General features: G+C 70.4%; 17 protein-coding genes and 1 tRNA gene. 12 read left to right on the forward strand and 6 right to left on the reverse strand.

Annotated elements, in window-relative coordinates; genetic code table 11:
* The first annotated feature begins 493 nt into the window (after positions 1-493).
* Both CAP38_RS06765 and CAP38_RS06770 read left to right on the forward strand, forming a co-directional pair.
* Positions 494-4,228, forward strand: coding sequence for a DUF748 domain-containing protein (locus CAP38_RS06765; protein ID WP_086120297.1), 3,735 nt, complete (start codon positions 494-496; stop codon positions 4,226-4,228).
* An 83-nt stretch (positions 4,229-4,311) separates the two neighbouring features.
* Positions 4,312-6,915, forward strand: a complete 2,604-nt coding sequence (locus tag CAP38_RS06770) for a DUF349 domain-containing protein (RefSeq protein ID WP_086120299.1) — start codon at positions 4,312-4,314, stop codon at positions 6,913-6,915.
* Here the strand turns inward: CAP38_RS06770 and CAP38_RS06775 are convergent.
* The 5 genes from CAP38_RS06775 to CAP38_RS06795 are packed head-to-tail and all read right to left on the reverse strand — an operon-like array spanning position 6,905 to position 10,335.
* Positions 6,905-7,747 (reverse strand): zinc-dependent peptidase, encoded by an 843-nt coding sequence (locus tag CAP38_RS06775; protein WP_086120301.1) that lies wholly within the window; start codon positions 7,745-7,747, stop codon positions 6,905-6,907. The two genes, CAP38_RS06770 and CAP38_RS06775, sit on opposite strands and share 11 nt — an antisense overlap.
* Positions 7,744-8,538, reverse strand: coding sequence for a UDP-2,3-diacylglucosamine diphosphatase (locus CAP38_RS06780; protein ID WP_086120303.1), 795 nt, complete (start codon positions 8,536-8,538; stop codon positions 7,744-7,746). Before CAP38_RS06780 ends, CAP38_RS06775 begins: the two co-directional genes overlap by 4 nt.
* A 29-nt stretch (positions 8,539-8,567) precedes the next feature.
* The gene (locus tag CAP38_RS06785) at positions 8,568-9,074 is read right to left on the reverse strand and encodes a peptidylprolyl isomerase (RefSeq protein ID WP_086121072.1); all 507 of its coding nucleotides are present in this window, start codon (positions 9,072-9,074) and stop codon (positions 8,568-8,570) included.
* A gap of 2 nt (positions 9,075-9,076) precedes the next feature.
* Entirely contained in the window at positions 9,077-9,760 is a 684-nt protein-coding gene (locus CAP38_RS06790; RefSeq protein WP_256924329.1) for a peptidylprolyl isomerase, read from the reverse strand.
* An 8-nt stretch (positions 9,761-9,768) separates the two neighbouring features.
* Entirely contained in the window at positions 9,769-10,335 is a 567-nt protein-coding gene (locus CAP38_RS06795) for a tetratricopeptide repeat protein (protein ID WP_086120307.1), read from the reverse strand.
* 150 nt (positions 10,336-10,485) lie between these two features.
* Between CAP38_RS06795 and cysS the strand changes: the two genes are divergently transcribed.
* From cysS to CAP38_RS06825, 6 genes are all read left to right on the forward strand, one after another.
* Entirely contained in the window at positions 10,486-11,868 is a 1,383-nt protein-coding gene (gene cysS, locus CAP38_RS06800; protein ID WP_086120309.1) for a cysteine--tRNA ligase, read from the forward strand.
* Entirely contained in the window at positions 11,868-12,530 is a 663-nt protein-coding gene (locus CAP38_RS06805; RefSeq protein ID WP_086120311.1) for a DNA-3-methyladenine glycosylase, read from the forward strand. Before cysS ends, CAP38_RS06805 begins: the two co-directional genes overlap by 1 nt.
* 34 nt (positions 12,531-12,564) lie before the next feature.
* Positions 12,565-13,551 carry an acetyl-CoA carboxylase carboxyltransferase subunit alpha gene (locus CAP38_RS06810; protein WP_086120313.1) on the forward strand — a complete coding sequence of 329 codons (987 nt, stop codon included), beginning with the start codon at positions 12,565-12,567 and terminating at the stop codon, positions 13,549-13,551.
* On the forward strand, positions 13,505-14,512 hold the full coding sequence (gene tilS / locus CAP38_RS06815) for a tRNA lysidine(34) synthetase TilS (protein WP_086120316.1): 1,008 nt from the start codon (positions 13,505-13,507) through the stop codon (positions 14,510-14,512). Before CAP38_RS06810 ends, tilS begins: the two co-directional genes overlap by 47 nt.
* 68 nt (positions 14,513-14,580) lie before the next feature.
* Entirely contained in the window at positions 14,581-15,861 is a 1,281-nt protein-coding gene (locus tag CAP38_RS06820) for an aspartate kinase (protein WP_086120318.1), read from the forward strand.
* A gap of 46 nt (positions 15,862-15,907) precedes the next feature.
* Positions 15,908-16,000: transfer RNA gene (locus CAP38_RS06825), tRNA-Ser, on the forward strand.
* A 52-nt stretch (positions 16,001-16,052) separates the two neighbouring features.
* Here the strand turns inward: CAP38_RS06825 and CAP38_RS06830 are convergent.
* Positions 16,053-17,063: a helix-turn-helix domain-containing protein gene (locus CAP38_RS06830; protein WP_086120320.1), complete on the reverse strand. Its 1,011-nt coding sequence runs from the start codon at positions 17,061-17,063 to the stop codon at positions 16,053-16,055.
* 222 nt (positions 17,064-17,285) lie between these two features.
* Between CAP38_RS06830 and eat the strand changes: the two genes are divergently transcribed.
* From eat to CAP38_RS06850, 4 genes are all read left to right on the forward strand, one after another.
* Positions 17,286-18,677 carry an ethanolamine permease gene (gene eat, locus CAP38_RS06835; protein ID WP_086120322.1) on the forward strand — a complete coding sequence of 464 codons (1,392 nt, stop codon included), beginning with the start codon at positions 17,286-17,288 and terminating at the stop codon, positions 18,675-18,677.
* Between the two features lie 56 nt (positions 18,678-18,733).
* Positions 18,734-20,062: an ethanolamine ammonia-lyase subunit EutB gene (locus CAP38_RS06840; protein ID WP_086121073.1), complete on the forward strand. Its 1,329-nt coding sequence runs from the start codon at positions 18,734-18,736 to the stop codon at positions 20,060-20,062.
* Positions 20,059-20,892, forward strand: a complete 834-nt coding sequence (gene eutC, locus CAP38_RS06845) for an ethanolamine ammonia-lyase subunit EutC (protein WP_086120324.1) — start codon at positions 20,059-20,061, stop codon at positions 20,890-20,892. The genes CAP38_RS06840 and eutC overlap by 4 nt, the downstream gene beginning before the upstream one ends.
* 90 nt (positions 20,893-20,982) lie before the next feature.
* Positions 20,983-21,516 carry a spore coat U domain-containing protein gene (locus tag CAP38_RS06850; RefSeq protein ID WP_256924330.1) on the forward strand — a complete coding sequence of 178 codons (534 nt, stop codon included), beginning with the start codon at positions 20,983-20,985 and terminating at the stop codon, positions 21,514-21,516.

Consider the following 21,516-nt stretch of genomic DNA (forward strand, 5'->3'; position numbering starts at 1 on the left):
TTTATAGATTTATAGGTAATATGAAGATCGGGCTGCTTCGAGCCTCCGAGCGCCGACCCCAGGCCCGGCGCGGGCTGCCGGCGGATCGCTCCCTGTGTCGCTTGGATGACCGTCCATCGGCTTTTCTCGACCTTTCGCGTCCTGAAACCGGGTTCCAGGGTCGGCGAATGGGGTGGGGCGGCCCCATAAAAATTCCCCATGACCGCAGGGCGGAACCACCCTTGAACTGCATACCGGAGGGGGGTACATTGGCATCGCGTTCCGGCACGGAACGCATGAGCCGGCCGAAGCGGTGCAGCCGCTGACCGGACCCCTCCGGGAGCAATCTCTTGCTCCCTGGCCGACGGGACCACACCCTCCCGCCGTGCCCCACCGACGGCAAGTGCATGTTGCCCGCCGTCAACCCCGACAGGCCTGGCCTGTCGGGGTTTCTTGTTTCTGGAGGGATGTTCCCGGTTGTGGCCGTTCATCGGCATGCGCGACACTCCCGGGCATGACCGCCGCCGACACCTCTGCCCGCACCTCAAGCCTCTGGCAACAGACCTGGAACGCCCCGGTGCGCTGGCGGCGCTGGGGTGTCCGGGCGCTGGCCGGTCTGCTGCTGTTGTGGTGTGCGGCGTGGGCGGGTCTGCCGCCCCTGATCAAGAGCCAGATCGAGTCCCGGGCCAGCGCCGCGCTGGGGCGTACCGTCACGCTGCAGGCGGTGGCGGTGCGGCCCTGGGCGCTGGAGGTCGATCTGGTCGGCCTGCGCGTGGCCGGTGCTTCGGCCGACGCCGAACCCCTGCTGACGGTGGCGCGCCTGCATGTGGATGCCGAACTGCAGTCGCTGCTTCGGCTGGCCCCGGTGATCGATGCCCTGCGCGTCGAACAGCCGGTGGTGCACCTCGCCCACCTGGGCGAGGGCCAGTACAGCGTGGACGACATCATCCAGCGCTTGCGCCAGGCCAGCCCGCCCGCCGACACCCCGACCGAACCGGCCCGCTTTGCGCTGTTCAACCTGGAGGTCCGCGGCGGAGCGCTCACGCTGGACGACCGCCCGGTGGGTGTGGTGCACCGGGTGGAGGCCATCGAGCTGGGCGTGCCCTTCCTGAGCAACCTGGCGTCCCGCCGCGATGTGGTCACCCGGCCCCGGCTGGCATTCCGGCTCAATGGCAGCGAGTTCGACTCGTCGGCCACCACCACCCCGTTCGCGGACACCCATGCCACGCAGGCGCGGCTGCGCATGCCCGGCTTCGATCTGGCCCCCTATCTGCCGTACTGGCCGTCGGCGCTGCCGGTCCGTCCACTGGCCGGCGTGCTGGATATCGACCTGGGCCTCGACTTCGAGCAACGGGCACAACCCCAGGTGCGCCTGTCGGGTTCGGTCGGGGTGGCCGGGCTGCGTCTGGCCGAAACTGCCACGCCGGCCGATCCGCCCTGGCTGGCATGGGACCGGCTGCAGGTGGCGCTGGAGTCGGTCGAACCGCTGCAGCGGAAGGTCACCCTGGGACCGGTGGCCCTGGACGGACTGCACCTGCGGCTGGGCCGCGACGCCGCCGGCCAGACCAACCTGCAGCGCATGGTCGCCCGCCTGGCCCCACGGACGGCGGCCGGTCCCGCCGCCGCAGCGCCCGCCCGACCTGCTGCCGCCACCCCGGCACCGTCGCCCTGGCAGGTCCGCGTCGCGTCGTTCGAGCTCAAGGCCGGTCGGATCGACTGGCGCGATGCCGCCACCCGCCCGGCCGCCGCGCTCGACCTGACCGAGCTGCAGATGCGCCTGGGTGCCGTGGCCTGGCCCGCGATGCCGCCGGCCCCTCTGGAAGCCAGCGCCCGGCTGGCGGATGTGCCGCTGAACCTGCGGGGCGAGGTGAGCGACACCCGGGTACAGCTGCAGCTGGGGCTGCAGGGCTGGCCGCTGGCGGCGGTGTCTCCTTATATGCAGCAGTTCCTGGTGCCCGAGGCGGCCGGGGCCTTGAGCGCCGATCTGGCCCTTGAGTGGAACGCGGCCCGCGACGGCCAGCCCATGGCCGTGCGGGTCCAGGCCAGCCAGCTGGCCATGGACGCACTGCGACTCGGCCCGGCCCGCCAGCCGCTGGCGCAGTGGAAACGGCTGGAGCTGGCCGATGTGGACCTGGCCTGGCCGGCCTCGCGGCTGGCCCTGGGCACAGTGCGCCTGGAGGAACCCCGGGTGCAGGCCGGACGCGACGCCGAGGGCCGCTGGATGTTCCAGTCCTGGCTGCGCGAGCGGCCTGCCACCCCAGCGGCCGCTACGTCGGGCGCCGCGAACGCCGCCGATGCCAAGGTGCCGGCTCCGGCGTCCGCTGCCCCCGCATGGCAGGTGACCGTGGCCGACCTGCGCATCGAGCGCGGCGGCCTGCGCTGGACCGACCGCGCCGTGGCCCGCCCCGTCGATCTGGTCGTCTCGGGCCTGGACCTGCGGCTGCAGAATCTGGCCCCCCTGGCCGCCGTGCAGCCCGACATGCCCCTGAGCCTGCAGGCCCGGGTGGCCCAGGCCGACCGGGGCAACGAGGCGGGTCGGCTGTCGGTCAACGGCCAGCTGCGCCTGCCGGCGCCCGACGCCGGCCTGCGCACCCGCAGCCGCCTGCAGATCGAACGCCTGCCCCTGCATGCGCTGGAGCCGTACTTCGGCGACCGGCTGGCCATCGAGCTGCTGCGGGCCGATGCCAGCCTGCGCGGACAGCTCGATCTGGAGCTGGCCGCCAGCGGACCGCGCATCCAGCTCACCGCCGACGCCGCCCTGGAAGACCTGCGCGCCCACAGCATCGTGCCGGCCGAAGAACTGCTCACCTGGAAATCGCTGCAGGTGCGCGGCATCCGCCTGCAGACCGCCCCCGGCGAGGCCCTGCGGCTGGCGGTGGCCGAGACGGTGCTGAGCGACTACTACGCCCGCATCGTGATCGACCCGGAGGGTCGCATCAACCTGCGCGGGCTGGTCAAGCCGGCCCCGGAAGCCGGATCGACCCCGACGGCCGCCTCCGCGCCGGTGGCAACCCCGGCGGCCCCGCCCATGGCTTCGCAGCCGCCCGACATCCGCTTCGGCCCGGTCAGTCTGGTCAATGGGCGGGTGCTGTTCTCCGACCGCTTCATCCGGCCCAACTACACCGCCAACCTCAGCGAGCTCACCGGCACCCTCAGCGCCTTTGCCAGCCGGCCGGCCTCGCCCGGCGAGCCGCTGGCCCTGGCCGATCTGTCGCTCAAGGGCCGGGCCGAGGGCACGGCCGCACTCGACATCGGCGGGCGCATCAACCCGCTGGCCCAGCCACTGGCCCTGGACGTGCAGGCCAAAGTGCGCGACCTGGAGCTGCCGCCGCTGTCCCCGTACAGCGCCAAGTACGCCGGCTACGGCATCGAGCGCGGCAAGCTCAGCGTGGACCTGGCCTACCGCATCGATCCCGACGGCCAGCTCAGCGCCAGCAACCAGATCATCCTCAACCAGCTCAGCTTCGGCGAACGCATCGAGGGCAGCACCGCGCCCAACCTGCCCGTCAAGCTGGCGGTGGCCCTGCTGGCCGACCGCAACGGCGTGATCGACATCAACCTGCCCGTCAGCGGATCGCTCAACGACCCGCAGTTCCGGCTCGGTCCCATCATCGTCAAGCTGATCTTCAACCTCATCGGCAAGGCCATCACCTCGCCCTTTGCGCTGATCGCCGGGGCGTTCGCCGCCGACGGTCCCGACATGAGCCAGGTGGCCTTCGCCCCCGGCTCGGCCGCGCTGGCCGACGAAGGCCGGCGGCAGCTGGAGTCGGTGGCCCAGGCGCTGGCCAGCCGGCCGGCCCTGCAGCTCACCGTGATGGGCCACAGCGATCTGGAGGCCGAGCGATCCGGCTACCAGCGCGCCCGGCTCGATGCCCAGGTGCAGGCCGAGAAGCGCCGCCAGCTCGCCCGCAGCGGGTCCGCCGTGCCGGCCACGGTGAGCGTGAGCGCGCAGGAGTACCCCGATCTGCTCAAGGAGGTCTACCGCCGAGCCGACGTGGCCAAGCCGCGCAACCTGGTCGGTCTGGCCAAGGACATCCCGGTGGCCGACATGGAAAAGCTGCTGATGGCCGCGGTGCCGGTCAACGAGGACGCCATGCGCGAACTGGCGGTGGCCCGTGCGGTGGCGGTCAAGGATTTCCTGTCCACCCGCTCGGTGCCCGAAGACCGGCTCTTCCTGGGTGCCCCGCGCCTGAAGGCCGCCGGCGACGCCTGGAAGCCGCAGGCCGAGCTGCAGCTGGCGCCACGTTGAACGCCCCGCGATCGCGGCGACAATAAGCGTTTGGCCGCGCGGTCCGCGCGGTCCCCACCTTTTGCCCATCGCCCCGATCTGCCGTGAACACGCCCGCATCGCCCAAGTCCGCCACGCCCCATCCGCTCGACACCCTGACCGGTGGCGCCTTCTCGGCCCCCACCTCGGGCGAGCGCACCGCCCGGGTGCGCGAGTGGCTGGCCACCGACCCGTCCGCCGAGCAGATGCAGGAAGTGTTCCGCGAACTCTCGCACCGTGACCGCGGTGCGGCCAAACCGGTCAAGGAGCGGCTGGACGACATCCGGCGCCAGAAAACCCAGGAACAGATGGCCGAGGAATGGACCCAGAAGGCGCGCACGTTGCTGGAACAGCCCCGCCTGAACCTGGCCGATGCCCTGGCCTGGCAGCGCGATGCCGCCCGCGCCGGCGCGCCGCTGTCGCGCGAGCCGCTGGCCACGCTGCGCCAGCAGCTGGCCGAGCGCGTCAAGGCCATCGAAGACCTGCAGCACGCCGCCCAGGTGGAACGCGAAGCGGCGGTGCTGATTGCCCAGCGCATCGAGGTGCTGTCCACCAAGCCCTGGCGCGAGGCCCAGGCCGCCGCAGGCGCCCTGCAGACCGATGTCGCGCAGTGGCAGCAGCAGATCGATGTGCTCATGACCCATGCCCAGTGGTCCAGCGTCGAGGGCCGCTTCCCGCCCATGCTGGAGGCTTCGCGCCAGCAGCTGCAGCTGGTGTGGGATGCCTTCCAGGCCGCCCTGGCCCTGACCGTGGCCGCCGATGCCGATCCGCAGGTCCCGCTGCCGGCCGTGCCGGTCTGGGCCGACGAGATCCGGGTGGCCCGTGGCGAGGAGCCGCAGGCCGTGGCCGAGCGCCGCACCGAGAAGCCGCCGGTGGACCCGCAGGTGCAGCAGGAGCGCCGTCAGCGTGCCGCCGCCGAGGTCGAGAAAGCCCTGGGCGTGCTCGAAGCCGAAGTGGCGCAGGGCCATGGCAAGGCCACGCCCAAGGCGGCGTCCGATCTGCGTGCCACCCTCAAGGCCCATGGCCGGCTGATCAGCCCCGAACTGGACGCCCGTGTGCAGGCCGTGCTGGCCCAGGCCGGCGAGCTCGAAGGCTGGCAGCGCTGGCGCGCCGACCAGATCCGCGAGGAACTGGTGGCCAAGGCCGAGGCCCTGCTGCAGGCGCCCGAAGGCCAGCGTCCCGGTGGTCGCAAGATGCAGGAGACCCTGCGCGCCCTGCGCGAGCAGTGGAAGGCCACCGACCAGGGCGGTCAGCCCAACCATGCGCTGTGGAAGCGCTTCGACGAGGCCTGCAACCAGGCCTACAAGGTGGTCGAGGCCTGGCTCACCCAGGTGCGGGCCCAGGCCGATGCCAGCCGCGCGCAGCGCATGGCCATCATCGACGCGGTGCGCCACTGGACCGCCGACCATGCCCAGAGCACCGACTGGAAAGCCCAGATCCGCGAACTGCATGCCTTCTCGGAACGCTGGCGCGAGGCCGGCCACCTGAGCGAGAAGGCCTTCGCCGACATCCAGCCCCAGTGGAAGGCTGCCATGCACGAGGCCCATGCCCGGCTGGAAGCCGCACAGGCCGAGAGCGTGGCCCGCCGCAAGGCCCTGATCGAAGAGGCCACCGCCCTGGGTGCTGCACCCAGCCTGCGCCTGGATGCCGTCAAGGCCCTGCAGCAGCGCTGGCAGGCCGAGGCCCATGCGGTGCCGCTGGAGCGCAAGCAGGAACAGAAACTGTGGGAAGCCTTCCGCGAACCCATCGATGCCGCCTTTGCCCGCAAGTCGGGTGAACGTCAGGCCCAGGCGGTGGCGCTGAGTGCGCACGACCAGCGCGTGCTGGATGCCTCGCGCGCCCTGGAAGCCGCCAGCGCATCGGGTGACGCCCAGGCCATCAAGACCGCCATGGCGGCACTCGAGGCCGCCATGGCTGCGCCGGCCGACGAGCCCTCTGCGCCCGCCGGTGCCAGCGCGGACACACCGGCGGCGCCGGCTGATGGCGAGGCCGCACCGGCCGCCGCCGCACCGCCTGCGCCCCAGCGCAAGCTGGTCGCCATGCGCGGCGACGACCGCCCTGGCCAGAAGCGCGGCGAGGCGCCGGCGCCCCAGGGCCGGCGGGATGACCGCCGCGACGGCCGTCGTGACGGCGGTCGCGATGGAGGCCGGGACGGCTTCCGCGATGCCCGCGGCGGTCGCTTCGACCGCGACGACCGCGCCCCGCGCGGCCCGCGCCTGGGCGATGCCGCCTTCCGCGCGCAGCGCCAGGCCCAGGAAGCCGCCCAGATGGCGCTGCGCCGCCTGGCCGAGCAGGCCCACGGCGAGGTGCTCACGCAGGTCCTCCATGCCTGGCAGACCCGGGACGCCGCGGCCCTGCCGGCCGCTGCCGCCCTGGGCAAGGCCGTGAGCGCTGCCGACCGCAGTGCCTGGGCCGCCGCCCTGGCCCAGGCCCCGACGGCGCTCGGTGGCGAGACCCTGCTGCGCCTGGAAATGGCGGCCGAGGTGCCGACCCCGGCCGAGCACCTGAGCGAGCGGCGCCTGCTGCAGCTCACGCTGCTGACCCGCCGCAACGCACCGGCCCCGGCCGAGACCTGGGGCAAGGACGTGGCCGCCGTGCTGGCGAGTGCCCACGACGGGGCCGCCGCGCGCCGCCTTCAGACGGTGCTCAAGGCCCTGCTCAAGCGTTGATGCGGAAGAGGCCGTCGTACAGCGGCAGCAGCTCCGGGAACTCGGTGCCGAAGCGTTCCCGGTTGACGAAGTAGGCCTCGCAGGTCACCGCGAAGAATTCCGCCGGGCTGTGGGCCGCGTACTCGTCGAGCCACGGCGGCTCGCCGCCGAAGCGCTCGGCCAGGCTCACCGCCTCGGTGAAGCGCTCGAAGGCCGCCTTTATCACCCGCTGCCAGTGGGCCCGGGCATCGGCGCCGCTCGCGTGGCCCAGGAAGCCGCGCGGCAGCGGCGGGCTGCCGCCGGGGTGTTCACCCAGGGCGATGTCGTGCATGTCCATCTTGTGCACGAACTCGTGGATGACCACGTTGTGGCCCTGTGCCGCGCCTTCGCCGGCGGTGGCCACGTCTTCCCAGCTCAGCATCAGCGGTCCGCCGTCCATGGCCTCGCCGGCCAGGGCCTCGGTGTACTGGTGCACCACACCGGTGGCGTCCTTCACCTCGCGCCGGGCCAGCACCGCACCGGGCTGTACCACGATGCCCACGAAGTCGGCATACCAGTCGAGCAGGTCGCAGGGCTGGCGCGGTGGCCGACCGTCGGGCAGGTGCATGTGGGGCAGCGGCAGGCAGGCCTGCACCGCAATCGACAGGGCCATGGCGTCGGTCACGGCCAGGCCGTGGGCGCCGTGGAATTCCTTCTCGGCCAGAAAATGCGCGCACAGTCCGCGCAGCCGTGCCGGGTCGGGCTGGCCGGGCGCGGTCACGAAGGGCAGCTCGGCCAGCACCGATGCCCAGAGCGCATCCGGAATCGCGGGCGGGCGGCGCCAGCGGCGCATCCAGCGCTGCAGCAGGCTCATGCGCTCAGGCGCTCCCAGCCGCCAGTGCCGATGCGCAGCACCTCGGCCCGGCGGGGCGTGGCGGCCGCGTCCCAGTCGGACAGCACCACGCGGCGACATCCGTGGCCCAGATCGTGTTCGCCGGGCCGGTGGGTGTGGCCGTGGATCAGCACCTCGGCGCGGCCGCGCTGCAGCCACGTCCGTGCGGCATCGGCGTCCACATCGGCCCACAAGGAGGGGTCGGCGCCCAGGCTGCGCTTGCGCGCCTCGCTGCGTTCGCGCAGGCCCTTCGCCGTGGCTTCCCGCTCGGCCAGCGGCCGGGCCAGGAAGGTCTGCTGCCAGTCGGCGCTGCGCACCTCGGCCCGGAAGGCCATGTAGTCGGTGTCGGCCAGGCACAGCGCATCGCCATGGCTGAGCAGCCAGCGCCGGCCGCCGAAGGCCAGCACGGTGGGGTCGTTCAGCCCGATGAGCCCGCAGCGCGCCAGGCCTGCCGTGCCCAGCAGGAAGTCGCGGTTGCCGGCCATGAAGAAGGTGGGGGTGCGCTGGGCAAAGGCCCGCAGTTCGTCGGCGCACTGGCGCCAGAAGGCCCGGTCGGCGGTGTCGGCACCGGGGGAGGGCACATCCAGCAGGTCGTCACCGACCCACACTTCGAAGAAGTCGCCCAGGATGAACAGGGCATCGGCCCGGTCGGGCCGTTGCAGGAAGCCCTGCCAGGCCCGCCAGGTGTCGGGGTCGGAGGCCTGCAGGTGCAGGTCGGAGACGACGTCGATGGTGCGCCAGCCCGCCGGCGCCTGCAGTTCGGGCAGATCCATCGACGTCGGGCGCTCCACCGCTGTGGCGATCAGACCGCCACGGCCTTTTCGATCACCACGTCGGTCTTGGGCACATCGTCGTGGTAGCCGCGGCGGCCGGTGGGCACGCCCTCGATCTGCTTGACGATCTCGGCGCCCGAGACCACCTTGCCGAACACGGCATAGCCCCAGCCCTGGGCGCTGGGTGCGGTGTGGTTGAGGAAGCCGTTGTTGGCCACGTTGATGAAGAACTGCGCCGTGGCCGAGTGCGGATCGCTGGTGCGGGCCATGGCGATGGTGTAGGTGTCGTTCTTCAGGCCGTTGTTGGCTTCGTTGTTGATCGGCGCGTCGGTGGGCTTCTGGTTCATGCCCGGCTCGAAGCCGCCGCCCTGGATCATGAAGCCGGGGATCACGCGGTGGAACACCGTGTTGTTGTAGTGGCCCTTGTTCACGTACGACAGGAAGTTGGTGGTGCACAGCGGCGCCTTCTCGGCATCGAGCTCGAGCGTGATGACGCCCATGCCGGCGATGTGCAGTTCAACTTTCGGATTGGCCATGTTCATTTCTCCAGGGTGGCTTTGGTGATGGTGACGGTGGTGCGGGGCACATCCGAGCCGAAGGGGCCGGCGGCACCGGTGGGCAGGTCCTTGATCTTGTTGACGACGTCCATGCCGGCGACCACGCGGCCGAACACGGTGTAGCCGAAGAGCTCGGGTGCATTGAGCAGGTTGGCACGCGGCACGTTCTCGTAGGTGCGGCCGCGGTACTCGAACTTGGGCACCGGATCGCCCGGCGGGATGGGCGTGGGGTCGAGGAAGGCGTTGTCCTTGACGTTGATGAAGAACTGCGCCGTGGCCGACTGCGGGTCGTTGGTGCGCGCCATGGCGATGGTGCCGGTGACGTTGCGCGGGCCGCCCTTGGCCAGCGCTTCCTGGCCTTCGTGCGGCACCGGCGGGCGCGTGGGCTTCTGCTGCAGCTTGGCGTCAAAGCCGCCGCCCTGGATCATGAAGTTGCTGATGACCCGGTGGAACACGGTGCCGTCGTAGTGGCCGTCACGCACGTACTGCAGGAAGTTCTCCACCGTGCGCGGGGCCTTGTCGGGGTAGAGCTCCAGCACGATGTCGCCCTGGGTGGTGGCGAGCTTGACGCGGGGCGCCTTGTCCTGGGCCAGGGCGGGCAGGGACAGGGCGGGCAGCAGCAGGGCGGCCGCCAGGAAGCGGCGGGTGAAATGGAAGGTGGTCATGGATGGCATCACTTGCGCTGGGTGCCCGCCGCCTTGGGCGGCGTGAAGATGTTGCGGGCCATGGTCAGCTTGGGGCCCACCGTGGTGTTGGCCGGATCGATCTGCTGCACCCGGGCATACGACTGCGCGGCCAGCTTGGCGTACACGTCGCCCAGGTTCTCGTGCGCGGTGGCGTACGACGGGTTGGTGCGCACCGCCATCTCCAGCGCCACGCGGGCCTTCTCGAACTGGCCCTGGTTGGCCTGCAGCACCGCCAGGTTGTTGTAGGGCTCGGGGAGTTCGGGGAATTCCTTGGTGAGGTCGGTGAAGGTGGTCATGGCCTCGGCCACCTTGCCGCTCTCGCTCTGCACCACACCCTTGAGGAACCGCATCTGCACGTCCTTGGGGTTGGCCGCCAGGTGCTGATCGGCCTTGGCCAGGGCCTCGGTGAACTGGCCGGCGCGCAGCAGGCGGTTGACCTCGGCGTGTTCGGCCTGCTGGGCATGGGCCGCACCGGTGGCCAGGAGGCCGGCGGTCAGACAGGCCAGCAGGGCGGAGCGGACGGCGGGGAGGGGGGATTTCGCGAGATGGAGCATGGGACCTCGGAAAACGGTCGACGGCACGAGGGCCTTCGAGGGCTGGAAACCGGCGGCCGGTGCGGGCGCCGGAGGGGGCTGGATATACTGGCGGATTGTATCTGAGGGGTACGCCCGCACTGCCGTCTGCCGCGCCCCGATCGTCTTCCCATGACCCTGAAAATCCACAACAGCCTGACCCGGCGTCTGGAGCCGTTCGAGCCTCTGGAGCCGGGCCATGTGCGCATGTACGTGTGCGGCATGACGGTCTACGACCTGTGCCACCTGGGCCATGCCCGCTCCATGCTGGCCTTCGACATCGTGCAGCGCTGGCTCAAGGCCAGCGGCCTGAAGGTGACCTATGTGCGCAACGTCACCGACATCGACGACAAGATCATCGCCCGCGCCCTCAGGAACGGCGAGACCATCCAGTCGCTCACCGACCGCATGATCGACGCCCTGCACCAGGACGCCGATGCCCTGGGCATCGAACGCCCCACCTTCGAGCCGCGCGCCACCGACTACGTGCCGCAGATGCTGGGCATCATCCGCCGCCTCGAAGAGCGTGGCCTGGCCTACCGCAGCGATGGCGGCGACGTGAACTTCGCGGTGCGCAAGTTCCCCGGTTACGGCAAGCTCTCCGGCAAGTCGCTCGACGAGCTGCGGGCCGGTGAGCGCGTGGCGGTGAACGACGGCAAGGCCGATCCGCTGGACTTCGTGCTGTGGAAGGCCGCCAAGGCCGACGAGCCCGCTGACGCCAAGTGGGACAGCCCCTACGGCAGCGGCCGCCCGGGCTGGCACATCGAATGCTCGGCCATGAGCTGCGAGATGCTGGGCGAGAGCTTCGACATCCACGGCGGTGGCGCCGACCTGCAGTTCCCGCACCACGAGAACGAGATCGCCCAGAGCGAGGGCGCCACCGGCGTGCCGCTGGCGCGCTTCTGGATGCACAACGGATTTGTGCGGGTGGACAACGAGAAGATGTCCAAGAGCCTGGGCAACTTCTTCACCATCCGCGACGTGCTGGCCAGGTTCGACGCCGAGACGGTGCGCTTCTTCATGCTGCGCGCCCATTACCGCAGCGCGCTCAACCACAGCGACGCGCACCTCGACGATGCCCGTGCTGCGCTCAAGCGCCTGTACACCGCGCTGCAGCAGGTGCCGCCTGCGCCGGTCGCCATCGACTGGACCGACCCGCTGGCCGCGCGCTTCAAGGCGGCCATGGACGAGGACTTCAACACCCCCGAAGCCCTGGCCGTGCTGTTCGATCTGGCCTCCGAGGTCAACCGCAGCCGCGATGCGCAGCGCGCCGGCCTGCTGCGCGCCCTGGGCGGCGTGCTGGGCCTGCTGCAGGCCGATCCTTCGGCGTACCTGCAAGGCGGTGGCGCTGCTGCCGCCACCGACGAGGCCGCCATCCTGGCGCAGATCGAGGCCCGCACGGCGGCCAAGAAGGCGCGCGACTTCGCCGAGGCCGACCGCATCCGCAACGCCCTGCTGGCCGAGGGCATCGTGCTCAAGGACGGTCCGTCCGGCACCACCTGGGAACGCGCCTGATGTCGCCCTCCGGATCGTCATCCGTCTTGCCCGACGTCGGACCCGAGGCACCCGACTATTGGGTCGAGGCCTGCCGGCATCTCATGAAGCGCGACCGCGTCATGAAGAAGCTCATTCCGCAGCACCCCGGCGTGTGCCTGCAGTCGCGTGGCGATGCCTTCGTCACGCTGGCGCGCAGCATCGTGGGGCAGCAGATCTCGGTCAAGGCCGCGCAGTCGGTGTGGGAGCGCTTCTCGGCGCTCTCGCGCCGCATGACGCCGGCCCAGGTGCTCAAGCTCAAGGTCGACGACATGCGTGCGGCCGGCCTGTCGGCCCGCAAGGTGGAATACCTGGTCGACCTGGCGCTGCACTTTGCCAATGGCCAGGTGCACGAGAAGCAATGGGCCGACATGGACGACGAGGCCATCATTGCCGAGCTGGTGGCCATCCGCGGCATCGGTCGCTGGACCGCCGAGATGTTCCTCATCTTCCACCTGATGCGTCCCAACGTGCTGCCGCTGGACGACATCGGCCTGCAGAACGGCATCAGCCGCTGCTACTTCTCGGGCGAGCCGGTGAGCCGCTCGGAGATCCGCGAGGTGGCCACGTCGTGGGCACCGTATTGCAGCGTGGCCACTTGGTATATTTGGCGATCGCTGGATCCGGTGCCGGTCAGCTACTGACCCCCACCCCCCACAGGCAAGACAGGAGCCCATCTTGGCCAAAAAGAATTTTCTCGACTTCGAGCAGCCCATCGCCGAGCTCGAGAGCAAGATCGAGGAACTGCGCTACGTGCAGACCGAATCCGCGGTCGACATCTCCGAAGAGATCGAACAGCTGGCCGGCAAGAGCCTGCAGCTCACCAAGGACATCTACAGCAACCTCACGCCGTGGCAGATCACCAAGATCGCCCGCCACGCCGACCGACCCTACACGCTGGACTATGTGCGCGACATCTTCACGCACTTCGTGGAGCTGCACGGCGACCGCCACTTTGCCGACGACCTGTCCATCGTCGGCGGCATGGCCCGCTTCAATGGCCAGCCCTGCATGGTGATTGGCCACCAGAAGGGCCGTGACACCAAGGAACGCGGCCTGCGCAACTTCGGCATGACCAAGCCCGAGGGCTACCGCAAGGCCCTGCGCCTCATGAAGCTGGCCGAGAAGTTCAAGCTGCCGGTCTTCACCTTCGTGGACACGCCCGGCGCCTACCCCGGCATCGACGCCGAAGAGCGTGGCCAGTCCGAAGCCATCGGCCGCAACATCTTCGAGATGGCCCAGCTCGAAGTCCCCATCATCTCCACCATCATCGGCGAGGGCGGCTCCGGTGGCGCCCTGGCTATCTCGGTGGCCGACCAGGTGCTCATGCTGCAGTACTCGGTGTATTCGGTCATCAGCCCCGAGGGCTGCGCCTCCATCCTCTGGAAGACCAGCGAGCGCGCCAGCGACGCGGCCGAGGCCCTGGGCATCACCGCCCACCGCCTCAAGGCCCTGGGCCTGGTGGACAAGATCGTCAACGAACCGGTGGGCGGCGCCCACCGCGACCACAAGCAGATGTCGGCCTTCCTCAAGCGCGCCCTGACCGACGCCTGGCGTCAGGTCTCGGACCTGAAGGTCAAGGAACTGCTGGAGCGCCGCCACGCCCGCCTGGACGGTTATGGCCGCTTCACCGACACCAAGGCCGAAGCCCGCGAGCGCCGCTGAGTCCGCCGCCGGCCAGGCCCTGGCCGGCTGGTGGCAACGCCACGGCCACACCCTGCCGTCCGGCCCGCTGGCCGTGGCCTTCAGCGGCGGGGCCGATTCCACCGCCTTGCTGCATGCCGCCGTGGCCCTGGGCCATCGGCCGGTGGTGGCGCTGCATGTGCACCACGGCCTGCAGTCTGCGGCCGACGGCTTTGCGGCCCATGCCGAACACACCGCGCAAGCCCTGAGCGTGCCCCTGCGCATCGCTCGGGTGGACGCCCGCCCCGAGCCCGGCCAGAGCCCCGAAGACGCAGCCCGCCAGTGGCGCTACCAGGCCCTGGCGCAACTGGCCTCAGAGGCGCCCGCCGCGGCGGTGGTGCTGCTGGGCCAGCACGCCGACGACCAGGCCGAGACCGTGCTGCTGGCCCTGAGCCGAGGGGCCGGCCTGCCCGGGCTGGCCGCCATGCCGGAGCGCTTCGAGCGCCACGGCACGGGCTTTGGCCGGCCCTTGCTGGCCGTGCCCGGCGAGGTGCTGCGGCAAGACCTGCGGGACGCCGGCCACGCCTGGATCGACGACCCCACCAACACCGACCCGCGCTACACCCGCAACCGCATCCGCCACCAGCTGCTGCCGGCCTGGCGCGGCGCATTGGGCGATGCCGTGCCCGCGCTGGCCCGCACCGCCCGCCACGCGGCCCAGGCCCAGCGCCTGCTCGACGAACTGGCCGCACTCGATGCGCAGCAAGTCGGCCTGCCGCCGGCCATTGCCGCGCTGCAGACCTTGAGCGTCGACCGCCAGGCCAACCTCATCCGCCACTGGTTGCGCCAGTGCCATGGCGTGGCCCCCAGCGCCGCGCAACTCGACGCGCTGCTGCCCCAGGTGGCCGCCTGCACCACGCGCGGCCACCGCATCGAGCTGCGCGTGGCCGCCGGGTTTGTGGTGCGCCAGGGCGGGGCGCTGCACTACACCCCCTCGGTATAATCCCGAGGTTTTGCCTGCCGGCGCCACGCCGCGCGGGCCCGTTTGTTCCTCTCTGCACAGACATCCCGATGGCCTTGATCGTTCACAAGTACGGCGGCACCTCCATGGGTTCCACCGAGCGCATCCGCAACGTCGCCCGCCGTGTCGCCAAGTGGCACAAGGCCGGTCACCAGATGGTGGTGGTGCCCAGCGCCATGAGCGGCGAGACCAACCGCCTGCTGGCCCTGGCCAAGGAGGTCGCCCCCGAGAAGCCGGGCCGCGCCTACGGCCGTGAACTCGACATGCTGGCCTCCACCGGCGAGCAGGCGTCTTCGGCACTGCTGGCCATCGCGCTGCAGGCCGAAGGCCTGGAAGCCGTGAGCTACGCCGGCTGGCAGGTGCCCATCAAGACCAACGACGCCTACACCAAGGCCCGCATCGAGAGCATCGACGACGCGCGCGTGCGCGCCGACCTGGCCGCCGGCAAGGTGGTCATCGTCACCGGCTTCCAGGGCGTGGACCCCGAGGGCAACATCACCACCCTGGGCCGTGGCGGCAGCGACACCTCGGCCGTGGCCGTGGCCGCCGCCCTCAAGGCCGCCGAGTGCCTGATCTACACCGACGTGGACGGCGTCTACACCACCGACCCGCGCGTGGTGCCCGAAGCCCGGCGCCTGAACCGCGTGAGCTTTGAAGAGATGCTGGAGATGGCCAGCATGGGCTCCAAGGTGCTGCAGATCCGTTCGGTGGAATTTGCCGGCAAGTACCGCGTGCCGCTGCGCGTGCTCTCCAGCTTCACCCCCTGGGACATCGACCTGACCGAAGAAGCCGCCTCCGGCACCCTGATCACTTTTGAGGAAGAAGAAACCATGGAACAAGCCGTCGTTTCCGGCATTGCCTTCAACCGCGACGAAGCCAAGATTTCGGTGCTCGGCGTGCCCGACACCCCCGGCATTGCCGCCCAGATCCTGGGCGCCGTGGCCGATGCCAACATCGAGGTCGATGTGATCATCCAGAACGTGAGCAAGGACGGCAAGACCGACTTCAGCTTCACCGTTCACCGCAACGATTTCCAGAAGGCCATGGACCTGCTCAAGAGCAAGGTGGCTCCGGCCATGGGCGCCACCGAAGTGCTGGGCGACGCCCGCATCTGCAAGGTCAGCATCGTGGGCATCGGCATGCGCAGCCACGTGGGCGTGGCCAGCCGCATGTTCCGCTGCCTGAGCACCGAAGGCATCAACATCCAGATGATCTCCACCTCCGAGATCAAGACCTCGGTGGTCATCGACGAGAAGTACATGGAACTGGCCGTGCGCGCCCTGCACCGCGAGTTCGATCTGGACCAGACCGCCGACACCATCGGCCGCTGAGAGCGCCCGGCCCCGCTGCCGAATTGAGGCATAATGCGGGGCTTCCGGAGTGATGACCGAGTGGCCGAAGGTGCTCCCCTGCTAAGGGAGTATGGGGTGTAGAGCCTCATCGAGGGTTCGAATCCCTCTCACTCCGCCACATTGAAAAAGCCCTGCAGTTCGCTGCAGGGCTTTTTTGTTGCCCGTCCCGCTCAGCACACCGCCTCGTGCTGGCGCGTCTGCGACGGCGTCTCGCCGAACAGCGCCTTGTACTCCTGCGAGAAGTGGCCCATGTGCCAGAAGCCCCAGCGGGCGGCGATGTCGGCGATGGTGGTGTGGGGGGTGGCGTCGCAGAGTTCGCGGCGCACGGCGTTCAGGCGCACGGTGCGCAGGTAGTGGGCGGGGCTCATGCCCAGCACGTCCTGAAAGCAGTTCTGCAGGGTGCGGCGGGTCACGTGCAGCTGCACGCACAGCTGCTCCACGCGGGGCGGCTGGTCGGGGTGGGCCATGACGAGTTCGCGGGCGCGGTCGACGATGTCCTGCCGGCGGCGCAGGGCGGGCGGGGCGGCGTCGCACACGGCGTCGGGCGCCAGGGTGTCGGCCAGCACGGTGAGCAGGGTGTCGCGCAGGGCCTGTCGGCTGGCGTCGAAGCGCAGCACGCCGGGCTCGGCCTGGAGCGATCGCAGCACCTCGCGCAGCATGCCCACCAGCCGCAGGCGCTGCAGCACGGTCAGCGGCTGCACGCTGGGGGCGAGGTGGGCGGCCTGGGGCCAGTCGCGGTGGTGCACCTGCTGCAGGTGGGTGATGACGCGGTCGCGGTGCAGCACCACGCCGTACAGGCCGCAGCCGGCGGGCACCTGCAGGTCGAAGGGGTGGCCGTTGCTGGCCAGCATGAGCTGCTGCCCGTCCACCGGGCGGCCCATGAAGCGCAGGCCCTCGGGCGCCTCGGGCACGGCCAGGCCGAGCCACACGCCGCCGTCCCAGGGGCGGCAGTGCTGGCTGGTGGCGCAGCTGGCTTCTTCCTCGAACACCTGGATGTCGGCGTCCATCAGCTCGCGCACCTGGCCACTGAACAGGCCGTGTGAGGTCTGTTCGTAGCGCTGTTCCCACGATGCCAGGTTGTCCGCGTGCACATGCACCTCGCGGGAGCGCTTGATGCGGTACTGGGCGCTGCCGTCGTCGGTGTCGGCAGGCGGGTGCACCAGGTTGGGCGTATGGGGCATGGAAATGGGGTGGTTCCGGCGGCAGGCCGCGGGTGAGGGCAGAAGTATCAAGTTCCGTGCCAGAAGCCCGCCCTACGGAAAACCCGGGGAGGCATATCCCGTTTCGGAAAAAATCGCCGCACCATGGCGGTGTTGCCGAATCCGGATACCGCCCCGCCGGGGCTGGCGGCACCATGCGCCGCAGGCTGCCTGAGCCGTTTCAGGTGCACTGCGAGCAACTCCATGTCAAAACCATCCCAACAGGTGTCCCGGGACCTCAAGCCGGTCCTGGGTGCCTTCTCCCTCTGGGGCATTGCCGTCGGCCTGGTGATCTCCGGCGAGTATTTCGGCTGGTCGTATGGCTGGGCCAGCGCCGGCACGCTGGGCTTCCTGGTGGCCACCACGTTTGTGGCGGTCATGTACACCAGCTTCATCTTCAGCTTCACCGAACTGTCCACCTCCATCCCGCACGCGGGCGGGCCGTTTGCGTATGCGCGCCGCGCCTTCGGTCCCACGGGGGGCTTCATTGCGGGCTATGCCACGCTGGTGGAGTTCGTGTTCGCGCCGCCGGCCATCTCGCTGGCCATCGGCGCCTACCTGAACGTGCAGTACCCGGCGCTCGACCCCAAGGTGGCGGCGCTGGGCGCCTATGTGATCTTCATCACCCTCAATGCGCTGGGCGTGGGCATTGCCGCCATGTTCGAGCTGATCGTCACGCTGCTGGCGGTGGGCGAGCTGCTGGTGTTTGCCGGTGTGGTGGCGCCGGGCTGGTCCATGGCCAACTTCGTGGCCAACGGCTGGGCCGGTGAAAGCACGTTCACCATGGCCACCTGGGCCGGCATCTTCGCGTCGATTCCGTTCGCCATCTGGTTCTTCCTGGCCATCGAGGGCGCGGCCATGGCGGCCGAGGAAGCCAAGGACCCGAAACGCACCATCCCCATCGCCTACATCACCGGCATCCTGACCCTGGTGGCCCTGGCCTTCCTGGTGATGATCATGGCCGGCGGCGTGGGCGACTGGCGCCAGCTCTCCAACATCAACGACCCGCTGCCCCAGGCCATGAAGGTGGTGGTGGGCGAGAACAGCGGCTGGCTGCACATGCTGGTGTGGATCGGCCTGTTCGGTCTGGTGGCTTCGTTCCACGGCATCATTCTGGGTTACTCGCGCCAGATGTATGCGCTGGCCCGCGCCGGCTACCTGCCGGCCTACTTTGCCGCGGTGCACCCGCGCTTCAAGACGCCGGTGCGCGCCCTGGTGGGCGGCGGTGTGGTGGGCGTGCTGGCGGTGTTCTCCGACCAGTTCATCACCATCGGCGGCCAGCCGCTGACGGCCAACATCGTCACCATGGCGGTGCTGGGCGCGCTGGTGATGTACATCGTCTCCATGGCCTCGCTGTTCAAGCTGCGTGCGGCCGAGCCGGGCCTGCAGCGCCCGTACAAGGCGCCGTTCTACCCGGTGCTGCCGGCCATTGCCCTGGTGTTCGGCCTGGTGTGCCTGGGCGCGCTGGTGTACTTCAACCCCATCATCACCGGCCTGTTCCTGGGCCTGATGGCGGTGGCCTGGGTGTACTTCGCGCTCACCTCGGGCCAGCGTGACGCGGCACCGGCCGACGAGATGCTGGGTACCGCCAAGTGAGCTTCGACGTCACCCTCGGGCCGCTGCGCTACCGCTTCGATTCGCTGCGGGAGCTGATGGCCAAGGCCACGCCGCTGCGCTCGGGCGATGCGCTGGCCGGGCTGGCCGCCAGCACCGAGCAGGAGCGCATCGCGGCGCGCTGGGCGCTGGCCGATGTGCCGCTCCAGCGCTTCCTGACCGACGCCCTGGTGCCCTACGAGGACGACGAGGTCACCCGGCTCATCATCGACACGCACGACGCGGCGGCCTTTGCGCCCATCAGCCACCTCACCGTGGGGGGCTTTCGGGACTGGCTGCTGTCGGCCCAGGCCACGGGGCCGGTGCTGCAGGCCCTGGCCCCCGGCCTCACGCCCGAGATGGTGGCCGCCGTGAGCAAGCTCATGCGCAACCAGGACCTGATGCTGGTGGCCCGGCGCTGCGAGGTGGTCACGCGCTTTCGCAACACCCAGGGTCTGCGCGGTCACCTGAGCGTGCGGCTGCAGCCCAACCACCCCACCGACGACCCGGCCGGTATCGTCGCCAGCCTGATCGACGGGCTGATGCACGGGGCCGGTGACGCGGTGGTGGGCATCAACCCGGTGTCCGACAGCGTGCCCGACCTGGTGCGCCTGAACCATGTGCTGGCCGATGTGATCGGCCGGGGCATCCCCACCCAGAGCTGCGTGCTCACCCATGTGACCAACACCATGCGGGCCATCGAGCTGGGCGCGCCGGTGGACCTGGTGTTCCAGTCGATCGCGGGCACCGAAGGCACCAACCGCAGCTTCGGCATCGACCTGGCCCTGCTGGACGAGGCCCATGCCATGGCGCAGTCGCTGAACCGGGGCACGGTGGGCCGCAACGTGATGTATTTCGAGACCGGGCAGGGCAGTGCGCTGTCGGCCAACGCCCACCACGGCGTGGACCAGCAGACCTGCGAGGCCCGCGCCTACGCGGTGGCCCGCCGCTACCAGCCGCTGCTGGTGAACACGGTGGTGGGTTTCATCGGGCCGGAGTACCTGTTCGACGGCAAGCAGATCACCCGCGCCGGGCTGGAAGACCACTTCTGCGGCAAGCTGCTGGGCCTGCCCATGGGCTGCGACATCTGCTACACCAACCATGCCGAGGCCGACCAGAACGACATGGACAACCTCATGGTGCTGCTGGCCACGGCGGGCCTGAACTTCCTCATCGGCGTGCCGGGTGCGGACGACGTGATGCTGAACTACCAGAGCACCTCCTTCCACGACGCGCTGGTGCTGCGCGAGCTGCTGGGCCTCAAGCGGGCGCCCGAGTTCGAGGCCTGGCTGCAGGGCATGGACATCACCGATGCCACCGGCCGCCTGCTGCCGGCCGCGCAGGCCTGGCGATCGGCCGGCGAACACCTGAGCCTGCCCGCAGCATGAGCGACCTGCCCGAGCTTCCGCCCGATCCGCCCGACACCGGCGACGACCCCTGGGCCCACCTGCGCCGCTACACCCCGGCCCGCATCGGCCTGGGCCGCAGCGGCGTGAGCGCCACCACCCGCGAGGTGCTGGCCTTCTCGCTGGCCCATGCCCAGGCGCGCGACGCCATCCACCTGCCGCTGGACTCCGACGCCCTGGTGGCCGAGGTGCAGGCCCAGGGCTGGCCTGACGTGCGGGTGCTGCGAAGCCGCGCCCGCAGCCGGCACGAATACCTGCTGCGGCCCGACCTGGGTCGCCGGCTGGACGAGGCCGACGCGCAGGCCTTGCAGCCGTCCGACGCAGCGCCCGACCTGGTGCTGGTGGTGGGCGACGGCCTGTCGCCCCTGGGCATACAGCGCCATGCGCCGGCCCTGCTGGCCGCGCTGCGCGAGGCGCTGGACCCGGGGCTGCGCCTGGGGCCGCTGGTGCTGGTGCGCGAGGCCCGGGTGGCGGTGGGCGACGAGGTGGGTGAACGCCTGCGAGCCGGCATGGTGGCCATGCTGGTGGGCGAACGCCCGGGCCTGAGCTCGCCCGACAGCGTGGGCATCTACCTCACCCACGCGCCCCGCGTGGGCTGCAGCGATGCCCAGCGCAACTGCATCTCCAACGTGCGCCCGGCCGGGCAGGACCCGGTCACTGCCGCCCGGCGTCTCGCCTGGCTGGTGGCCGAGGGCCGCCGCCTGGGCCTGACCGGCGTGGGGCTGAAGGACCACAGCGGTCTGCCGCTGGTGGGGGTGAAGGACCACAGCGGTCTGCCGCTGGTGGGGGTGAATTCGCCGGGGAAAGCATGAATTCCGGCACCAAAAATCAAGGTTTCCTCACAAATTAACCCGGTCCGGCTGCCGATAGAGCGGATATGATTTCCGAAAAGGAGCGCATCCATGTACCCGAACCCCGTCCTTCGTTCGTCCTCCGTCCACCCCGGTCGCCCCCGGCTGGGGCTGGTCGGCATGGCGGTCCTGTGCCTGGCCGCCGCCCTGCCGGCCCAGGCCCAGACCAGTACCGCCACCTTCACCGTGACCGCCACGGTGCTGCCGGCCTGCACCGTGGTGGGCGGCGTGCCGCTGGCCTTCGGGGTGGTCACCCCCGGTGTGCAGCGCGACGGCAGCGTCACAGTGACGGCCACCTGCACCCTGGGCACGCCCTACACCCTGGCGCTGGACGCCGGCACCGGGTCGGGCGCCACAGTGGCCAGCCGCCTCATGACCAGCGGCTCCGACACCCTGACCTACACCCTCTACCAGGACGCCGCCCGTTCCACCCTGTGGGGTGACGGCACCGCGGGCACCAGCGTGCGCAGCAGCACCGGCACCGGTGTGTCGCAGACCTTCACCGTTTACGGCCGGGTGCCTTCCAACGCCACCGCACCGGTGGGCAGCTACTCCGACACCATCACGGTGACGGCGACCTACTGA

The sequence above is a fragment of the Hydrogenophaga sp. IBVHS2 genome (assembly GCF_002127215.1).
Lineage (GTDB): Bacteria > Pseudomonadota > Gammaproteobacteria > Burkholderiales > Burkholderiaceae_C > Hydrogenophaga.

Bases quoted from the DNA above. Each gene is read 5' to 3' on its own strand.
- CAP38_RS06765 (WP_086120297.1), top strand. From the start codon at position 494: ATGACCGCCGCCGACACCTCTGCCCGCACCTCAAGCCTCTGGCAACAG.
- CAP38_RS06775 (WP_086120301.1), bottom strand. From the start codon at position 7,747: ATGAGCCTGCTGCAGCGCTGGATGCGCCGCTGGCGCCGCCCGCCCGCG.
- CAP38_RS06780 (WP_086120303.1), bottom strand. From the start codon at position 8,538: ATGGATCTGCCCGAACTGCAGGCGCCGGCGGGCTGGCGCACCATCGAC.
- CAP38_RS06785 (WP_086121072.1), bottom strand. From the start codon at position 9,074: ATGGCCAATCCGAAAGTTGAACTGCACATCGCCGGCATGGGCGTCATC.
- CAP38_RS06790 (WP_256924329.1), bottom strand. From the start codon at position 9,760: ATGACCACCTTCCATTTCACCCGCCGCTTCCTGGCGGCCGCCCTGCTG.
- CAP38_RS06795 (WP_086120307.1), bottom strand. From the start codon at position 10,335: ATGCTCCATCTCGCGAAATCCCCCCTCCCCGCCGTCCGCTCCGCCCTG.
- cysS (WP_086120309.1), top strand. From the start codon at position 10,486: ATGACCCTGAAAATCCACAACAGCCTGACCCGGCGTCTGGAGCCGTTC.
- CAP38_RS06805 (WP_086120311.1), top strand. From the start codon at position 11,868: ATGTCGCCCTCCGGATCGTCATCCGTCTTGCCCGACGTCGGACCCGAG.
- tilS (WP_086120316.1), top strand. From the start codon at position 13,505: ATGGCCGCTTCACCGACACCAAGGCCGAAGCCCGCGAGCGCCGCTGAG.
- CAP38_RS06820 (WP_086120318.1), top strand. From the start codon at position 14,581: ATGGCCTTGATCGTTCACAAGTACGGCGGCACCTCCATGGGTTCCACC.
- CAP38_RS06830 (WP_086120320.1), bottom strand. From the start codon at position 17,063: ATGCCCCATACGCCCAACCTGGTGCACCCGCCTGCCGACACCGACGAC.
- eat (WP_086120322.1), top strand. From the start codon at position 17,286: ATGTCAAAACCATCCCAACAGGTGTCCCGGGACCTCAAGCCGGTCCTG.
- CAP38_RS06840 (WP_086121073.1), top strand. From the start codon at position 18,734: ATGGCCAAGGCCACGCCGCTGCGCTCGGGCGATGCGCTGGCCGGGCTG.
- eutC (WP_086120324.1), top strand. From the start codon at position 20,059: ATGAGCGACCTGCCCGAGCTTCCGCCCGATCCGCCCGACACCGGCGAC.
- CAP38_RS06850 (WP_256924330.1), top strand. From the start codon at position 20,983: ATGTACCCGAACCCCGTCCTTCGTTCGTCCTCCGTCCACCCCGGTCGC.